Source organism: Riemerella columbipharyngis, from assembly GCF_900101995.1.
Classification (GTDB): Bacteria; Bacteroidota; Bacteroidia; order Flavobacteriales; family Weeksellaceae; genus Riemerella; species Riemerella columbipharyngis.
In genome coordinates this window covers 100,797-108,045 of sequence record NZ_FNAS01000006.1, presented here as the reverse complement: position 1 = coordinate 108,045, position 7,249 = coordinate 100,797, and the positions used below count along the sequence as shown (strand labels likewise).

At 38.1% G+C, this 7,249-nt stretch carries 7 protein-coding genes and 1 other RNA gene; 6 read left to right on the top strand and 2 right to left on the bottom strand.

Going from position 1 to position 7,249, the window contains the following annotated elements; all coding sequences use genetic code 11:
• Positions 1 to 367: 367 nt before the first annotated feature.
• Positions 368 to 465: signal recognition particle sRNA small type (gene ffs / locus BLS89_RS05015), an RNA gene on the bottom strand.
• Positions 466 to 647: 182 nt separating this feature from the next.
• Between ffs and BLS89_RS05010 the strand changes: the two genes are divergently transcribed.
• The 6 genes from BLS89_RS05010 to BLS89_RS04985 all read left to right on the top strand — a co-directional run bounded on the left by BLS89_RS05010 (position 648) and on the right by BLS89_RS04985 (position 5,551).
• Complete coding sequence (locus tag BLS89_RS05010) at positions 648 to 1,229, top strand: DUF4199 domain-containing protein (protein ID WP_092736394.1); 582 nt, start codon at positions 648 to 650, stop codon at positions 1,227 to 1,229.
• A 22-nt stretch (positions 1,230 to 1,251) separates the two neighbouring features.
• A complete protein-coding gene (locus BLS89_RS05005) occupies positions 1,252 to 2,202 on the top strand; it encodes a glycosyltransferase family 2 protein (protein ID WP_092736393.1) in 951 nt (316 codons plus the stop codon).
• 2 nt (positions 2,203 to 2,204) lie between these two features.
• Positions 2,205 to 2,906, top strand: a complete 702-nt coding sequence (locus BLS89_RS05000) for a GIN domain-containing protein (RefSeq protein WP_092736392.1) — start codon at positions 2,205 to 2,207, stop codon at positions 2,904 to 2,906.
• A 20-nt stretch (positions 2,907 to 2,926) separates the two neighbouring features.
• Positions 2,927 to 4,642: a phospho-sugar mutase gene (locus BLS89_RS04995; RefSeq protein ID WP_092736391.1), complete on the top strand. Its 1,716-nt coding sequence runs from the start codon at positions 2,927 to 2,929 to the stop codon at positions 4,640 to 4,642.
• A 92-nt stretch (positions 4,643 to 4,734) separates the two neighbouring features.
• A complete protein-coding gene (locus BLS89_RS04990; RefSeq protein WP_092736390.1) occupies positions 4,735 to 5,337 on the top strand; it encodes a MarC family protein in 603 nt (200 codons plus the stop codon).
• A 10-nt stretch (positions 5,338 to 5,347) separates the two neighbouring features.
• On the top strand, positions 5,348 to 5,551 hold the full coding sequence (locus tag BLS89_RS04985) for a hypothetical protein (protein WP_092736389.1): 204 nt from the start codon (positions 5,348 to 5,350) through the stop codon (positions 5,549 to 5,551).
• 339 nt (positions 5,552 to 5,890) lie between these two features.
• Here BLS89_RS04985 and radA read toward each other — a convergent pair whose 3' ends face one another.
• Positions 5,891 to 7,237 carry a DNA repair protein RadA gene (radA, locus tag BLS89_RS04980; RefSeq protein ID WP_092736388.1) on the bottom strand — a complete coding sequence of 449 codons (1,347 nt, stop codon included), beginning with the start codon at positions 7,235 to 7,237 and terminating at the stop codon, positions 5,891 to 5,893.
• Between the last annotated feature and the right edge of the window lie 12 nt (positions 7,238 to 7,249).

The following is a 7,249-nucleotide window of genomic DNA, read 5'->3' as shown; positions in this document are numbered from 1 at the left end:
ATCACAAAAATATTACTTATTTAGGGCTTTAATATTAATACAAAATAGATCTAAAATTTCTCTAAATTTTGCCTCGAAAATTCTTGAATGGGCAACATACTTGTTTTTTTTCATTGATTAATAGTGATTTACAAAACTATAAATCTTCTTAAGTTATCTTGAATCTAAAAAAAACTATATTATAAAACAAAAAATATATATAATTGTAATTTATATTATTTATAAATAAACTAGTTTGAAAATGTAGATATTTATGATTTTCTGTTGGATAATTAAAACTATTTTGATTTTTTTAATAATATGTTTTTAATAGAGATAAAAATGTAGTTGGGGTAATTGAATTTATAAATATATAGAGGGCAAATAAAAAAGGCAAGCTACCTAAATCACACCGCTACAACCAATTACCTTTGCTGTGTTCCCACCCTGGAGGATTTTCAGGAGCTGGTTGTTTAGGACTTGCCGGTGCAAATATACAAATTTATTATTAAATTCTAAGTATTTGCAGTGGTTTTTGTAGTTTTTTTTATTAAGTATTTGATTTTTAGTGATTTTTGTAGTTTGTGTGTTCTTCTTTTATTATTGGGTTTTAGTGAAAAATTATCCGTAATTTTGTCCTCTTGAAATTTAATCATTAAAATTAAGTAATGAAGAAATCGCTATATATTGGAGCTGTTGTATATTTTGTGCTAATGTTACTATTCTTTGTAGTACATTTTATGTTCCGAGGAGATGCACAGTTTTTCCGTATTACGATGCTGATGAATGCGTTTGTGTTGCCGCTTATCTTTGGGATAGGTGCGTTTTTCTCCGTCTATTTATACAAGAAAGAGAGGGGGAGCATTACCTTTTTAGAGGCTTTGGGTAAATCTTTTGTACCGATGTTTGTAGCGGGGTTTTTGTTCATTACCTGCGTATATTGTAACCTTAATTTTATAGATACAGCTTCTAAAAAAGTTCTCAACCAGCAATATATAGAAAGCTATAAACATTCTCTGCAAGAGGAATATACCAAAGCCAAAAAAGTTTTGAAACCCAATACGGAGGCTTACAAAGAGCTGGAAACCAAATATCAAGAAGCACAGGTGAGAATTCAGTATAAAGAAAAGCAGCACGAGGATATGTTTTCTGCGTATTATTTCAGCTTGGTTTTTGCAGGATATTGTTTATTTTTCTTACTTTTATCCTTGATTTTATCGGGCTTTTTTAGAAGTAAAGTGTCAATTTAATTTATAAATAATCACTTCTATTATGAATTTATCCGTTGTCGTTCCATTGCTTAATGAAGAGGCATCTTTAGAAGAATTGTATTCAAGAATCCGAAAAGTATGTACAGAGGCGGGTTTGTCCTATGATGTCTGGTTTGTGGATGACGGCAGTACGGATAATTCTTGGGAGATTATTCAGGTACTTAGGTCTCAGAACGAACATATCCACGGCATAAGGTTTTCCCGAAACTATGGTAAATCCCAAGCGCTACACGCCGCTTTCAGTAGAGTAGAGGGCGAAGTTGTCATCACGATGGACGCGGATTTACAGGACTTCCCCGAGGAAATTCCGGAGCTTTACAGAATGGTAACAGAAGAAAATTACGATATCGTAAGCGGATGGAAGAAAAAACGCTATGATAATGTAATGACCAAAAATATGCCGTCTAAGCTTTTCAATGCTGCGGCGAGAAAGGTTTCGGGGGTATTCCTTCACGATTTCAATTGTGGTCTGAAAGCCTACAAAAAGCAAGTGGTAAAATCCATAGATGTGTATGGAGATATGCACCGCTACATTCCTGTACTGGCTGCTAATGCAGGTTTCAGAAGAATTACGGAAAAAGAAGTGCAGCATCAGGCAAGGCTTTATGGGGCTTCCAAATTTGGGACTGAGCGTTTTATCAGAGGTTTTTTAGACTTAATTACCCTTTGGTTCGTGAGCCGTTTTGGCGGGCGTCCTATGCACTTTTTCGGAGCAGGTGGTACGCTGATGTTTATTGTTGGATTTTTCTCGGCATTGTGGTTGGGTATTTCTAAATTGATGGAAATGTCCAAAGGTGTGTATGGCAATCTTATCGCAAGAAATCCTTGGTTTTATATCGCTCTTACGATGATGCTGATGGGGACAATGCTTTTCATTGCAGGGTTCTTGGGCGAAATGATTATCAGGACCAATAGAGAACACAAAAATTATCATATCGACCAAATTATTTAGTAATGAAATACTTCTGTTACATATGGGCTGTTTTTGCGGTAATATCTTGTTCAAAGCTGAAACCGGAAGGGAAAATACAAGATAAGCAGATTGAGCTTTCGGCATTTAATAAACTTAATTTGGTAGGGAAGTATAGACTGTTCTATGTGCCGAGCCAACAGAACTTTGTAGATGTGGAGACTTACTCTAATTTTATCGATAATCTTGATATTAATGTAAAAGATAGCACGCTCAATATCACTGAAAAAAGAGAAACGGGTGGCGTGGATTTCTATACCGTTACGGTTTATACCAAAAATCCGCTTACCAAGATTGCTATTTCGGATTCCGTAGAAATGAATGTTTCCGGAGAGCTGGATACGCCTCACCTTAATATTGAACTAAAAAAACAAGGCAAGTTTATAGGGGCTATTCGTACCCCTAAAGCCGTAGTGAATATGTTCCAAAAATCTCGGGCTAATTTTTCCGGCGTTACTCAGAATGCGACACTCAATATTTCGGATACCGCAAGTGTGATTGCTCCATATTGGGAGGTGGGTAACCTTGTCTTACATTCTAAAAATGAAAATTACGCAGAGCTTAGTGTTAATCATGAGCTTAGCGGTTTTGTGGAAAATACTGCTAAATTAACCTACTATGGTGACCCCGTTAGAAATCTTAAAATAGGGAAACAAACAGATGTCGTAAATAAAGAAAAACCTTAAACTTAGTAAATAACAATATAATGAATACATTAGATAGAGCAAAAGAATGGCTTAGTGATTTTTTTGATGAAGAAACAAGAAAGGCTGTGCAAGAAATGATAGATTCCAACTCGCCAGATTTGGAAGATTCTTTCTACAAAAATATGGAGTTCGGAACGGGAGGAATGCGTGGAATAATGGGAGTGGGAACGAACCGCCTAAACAAATATACTTTGGGACAAGCTACTCAAGGACTTGCAAATTACCTTCATCAGCAGTTTCCCAATGAAACCATAAAAGTAGCTATCGCCTACGATGTAAGGCATAATTCTAAGGAATTTGGAAAGCTGTGTGCAGATATCCTTACGGCCAACGGTATCAAAGTGTTTTTATTCAAATACCACCGCCCTACGCCGGAGCTTTCTTTTACGGTAAGAGATAAGAAGTGTGATGCAGGGATAGTCCTTACGGCATCTCATAATCCACCGGAATACAACGGCTACAAAGTGTATTGGAATGATGGAGCCCAAGTAGTGCCGCCGAATGACGAGGGTATCATCAGAGAGGTTTATAATACCAAGTATGAGGATATTAAATTTACAGGAAATGATGATTTGATTGAGTGGGTAGGAGAGGAACAAGATGATGTTTACATTGATACTTGTATCAAAAATTCCCTCTATCAGGACATAGGCAGAGGAAATCTCAATATTGTATTCACTTCTATACACGGGACTACTTATACTACAATTCCTAAAGCTTTGAAGAAAGCGGGCTTCAAAAAAGTAGATTTGGTAACGGAGCAGATGGTGCCAAGCGGAAATTTTCCTACTGTGGAAAGCCCTAATCCGGAGGAGCCAAGTGCTTTGTCTATGGCAATGAATCTGGCAAGGATTACCAATGCGGATATCGTGATAGGAACAGACCCCGATGGCGATAGACTGGGAATGGCAGTAAGAAATTTGGACGGAGAGATGCAGCTGCTAAACGGCAACCAAACCAATACCCTGCTCACATACTATATCCTTGAACAATGGAAAAAAGAAGGAAAACTTACGGGAACCGAGTTCATAGGTTCTACCATCGTTACTTCGGATATTTTCTTTGATATTGCTAAAAAATTCGGAATAGAATGCAAGGCGAGCCTTACCGGATTTAAGTGGATTGGCAAGATGATACGCGAAGCCGAAGGCAAACAAAAATTCATCTGCGGAGGAGAGGAAAGTTTTGGTTTTATGACCGGAGATTTTGTAAGAGATAAAGACAGCTGCGGCTCTATTCTTACCGCTTGCGAGATTGCGGCGTGGTGCAAAGCCAATGGCAGAACGCCTTACCAATACCTTATAGATATCTATAAAGAGATAGGAATGTACCAAGAGGGACTGGTAAATATCGTAAGAAAAGGAAAAGAAGGTGCTGAGATTATTCGTCAGATGATGACGGACTTCAGAAATCATCCGGTGGAAAAACTTGCAGGTTCTAAGGTGGTTACGATAAAAGATTATCAAGAGCAGACGCTATGGAATCTTGAGACCAATGAAAAATCCGAAATGGCAGATATTCCAAAGTCCAATGTATTGATTTACTATACAGAAGACGGTTCCAAAGTTGCCATTCGTCCATCAGGGACAGAGCCTAAGATTAAATTCTATTTTAGTGTAAAAGACACGATAAAATCAGAGAAAGAATTTGAAATAAAACAAAAAAATCTTTTTGATAAAATAGATTTGATAAAATCAGATTTGAAATTGGATTAACCATAAAACAGCCTGTTTGATATTTTATGACTTAAAATGTTAAACAGGCTCTAAGACCGATTAAATTTATTATTTTTGCGGAAAATTAGACTATGAGTTTTATTGAAGACTTTTCATTAAAAGAAGCTACTACCAGCTTTATGGTGTTATTTGCGGTGATAGACATTATAGGCTCTATTCCGATTATTGTATCGTTAAGGAAGAAGTTTGGGCATATAGAGTCGGAAAAAGCGGCTTTAGCCTCTTTATTGCTTATGATTTCTTTTTTGTTTATAGGAGATAGAATTTTGAATTTTATAGGCGTGGATGTCAATTCTTTCGCTATAGCCGGAGCTTTCGTAATGTTTGTCATTGCGGTAGAAATGATTTTGGGTATTGAAATCAATAAGCCTACAGAAGTGGGGGCAGCATCTATCGTTCCGCTGGCGTTTCCACTTATTGCAGGAGCCGGTGCACTCACTACGATTCTTTCTCTGAGGGCGGAGTATCACACCATCAATATCGTTGTGGGTATTTTAATGAATATTGTTTTCATATATATTGTTTTAAAGTCTGCGGAATGGATGGAACGCCGTTTGGGGGAGGCCACGCTGCTTATCTTCCAGAAGGTTTTCGGGATCATTCTTTTGGCGATATCTATTAAATTATTTACGGCTAACTTTGCACAGTTGATTTCACATTATATTCATTTCTAAAAATAGAGTTATGCAAACGATTTACAAAATATTTTTGGTGTTCTTCATTATATGCTTAGGATGTTGCTTCGCAGGGATAAACTGGAGATTGGGCTTTATGCACAACGAAAATACTAAATTCGTTTTTTCCATTGCGGCGTCTATCATTGGTATCATAGGTGTTTTTGTTCTTAATACATGGAGCAAACTTGCACGAAGAAAAGACCATAAATAAAGGATTAACTGTTTTTTTATTTGGGCGTGCCGGCAGCCAGCTCCACGTCTGCTAACCGCAGGTTTGCCGTCGGGCTTTCGCCTATATCTTTTTTTTCGTCGTTCCTCCTCAAAAAAAAGGATGCCGGTTCTATCCCTCACGCAGTGGTCGATGAGATTCTATGAGTGGTATGAGATGGTGGGATTTGAGAAGTGAGATGGCGATATTTAAGTTATGGGATTTTTCTTATGAGTCCCTCGTTCCTTTAACGATTTTTTTCTACTTCTAAATTTTTCCACGCAGAGAATTGCTCCCTTGAGAGGGATTTTAAGGGAGGCACTAATCTATGTTCGGAGGGGCTTAAAACAGCTTCTCGTGGAAGTCTTCTATTTTAGAGACTTTTACGAGTTCTATATTAAGTTTCTTTGGAATTTTATTTTGTACGGAAACAAATATCTTTTCGTAGCCCAATTTCTCGGCTTCAGAGATTCTTTTTTCGATTTGAGGGACGGGTCTTATCTCGCCACTCAGCCCTATTTCCCCTGCAAAGCAATACCGCTCTGCTATCGTCATATCCTCGTTAGAAGACAAGATAGAAGCTACTACGGCTAAGTCTAATGCAGGGTCGTCAGTTTTTATTCCACCTGTAATATTGAGGAATACATCTTTAGCCCCCAGCTGAAATCCTGCCCTCTTTTCCAATACTGCCAAGAGCATATTCAGCCTTTTCGCATCAAAGCCCGTACAGCTTCTTTGCGGTGTTCCATATACCGCAGAACTTACGAGGGCTTGTATTTCCAGCAGCATAGGGCGGTTTCCTTCCATAGTAACCGCTACGGCGTTGCCGGAAAATTCTCCCGATTTTTTGGAAATTAGAATTTCCGAAGGATTTTTAATCTCTTTAAGTCCTGCCGATATCATCTCGTAAATTCCAATTTCGGCGGTAGAACCGAATCTGTTTTTATTGGCTCTCAGTAGCCTAAACAAATGGTTTCTATCTCCATCGAAATTTAAGACAACATCTACCATGTGCTCCAAAACTTTTGGTCCTGCTATTTGTCCATCTTTGGTGATATGTCCTACCAAAAATACCGGTGTATTGGTGCTTTTAGCATATTTAATGATTTCCGCGGAGCATTCTCGTATTTGGGATACTGTGCCAGGGGAACTTTCCATTACGCTTGAATGAAGCGTCTGTATAGAGTCTATAATCATAAAATCGGGCTGTAGCTTTTTAGCTTCGTGTAGGATTTTGTCCACGGAGGTTTCCGTATAGAGGAAGCATTCGGGATTTTGTAATTCGGTCAGTCTATTAGCCCTCATTTTGATTTGGGAAGCACTCTCCTCTCCGGATACATAGAGGATTTTCTTTTTCATTTTAAGAGCTAACTGTAACAACAGTGTAGATTTCCCGATGCCGGGCTCTCCGCCAATCAAAGTTACGGAACCTAATACTATCCCTCCTCCCAATACGCGGTTCAGCTCTTGGCTTGGCGTTTTTATGCGTTCTTCCGCCTGAGTTTCTACTTCTATAATGTTGATAATATGCTGTTTCCCAAAACCTCCGGCATAGTTTTTTGTTGTTTGTTTTTCTGCAACTTCCTCCATCAGGGTATTCCACTCGCCACAATTCTTACACTGCCCATACCATTTGGGATATTGAGTGCCACAATTCTGACAAGAATATACAGTTTTCAGTTTAGGCATAGTGTTATATCT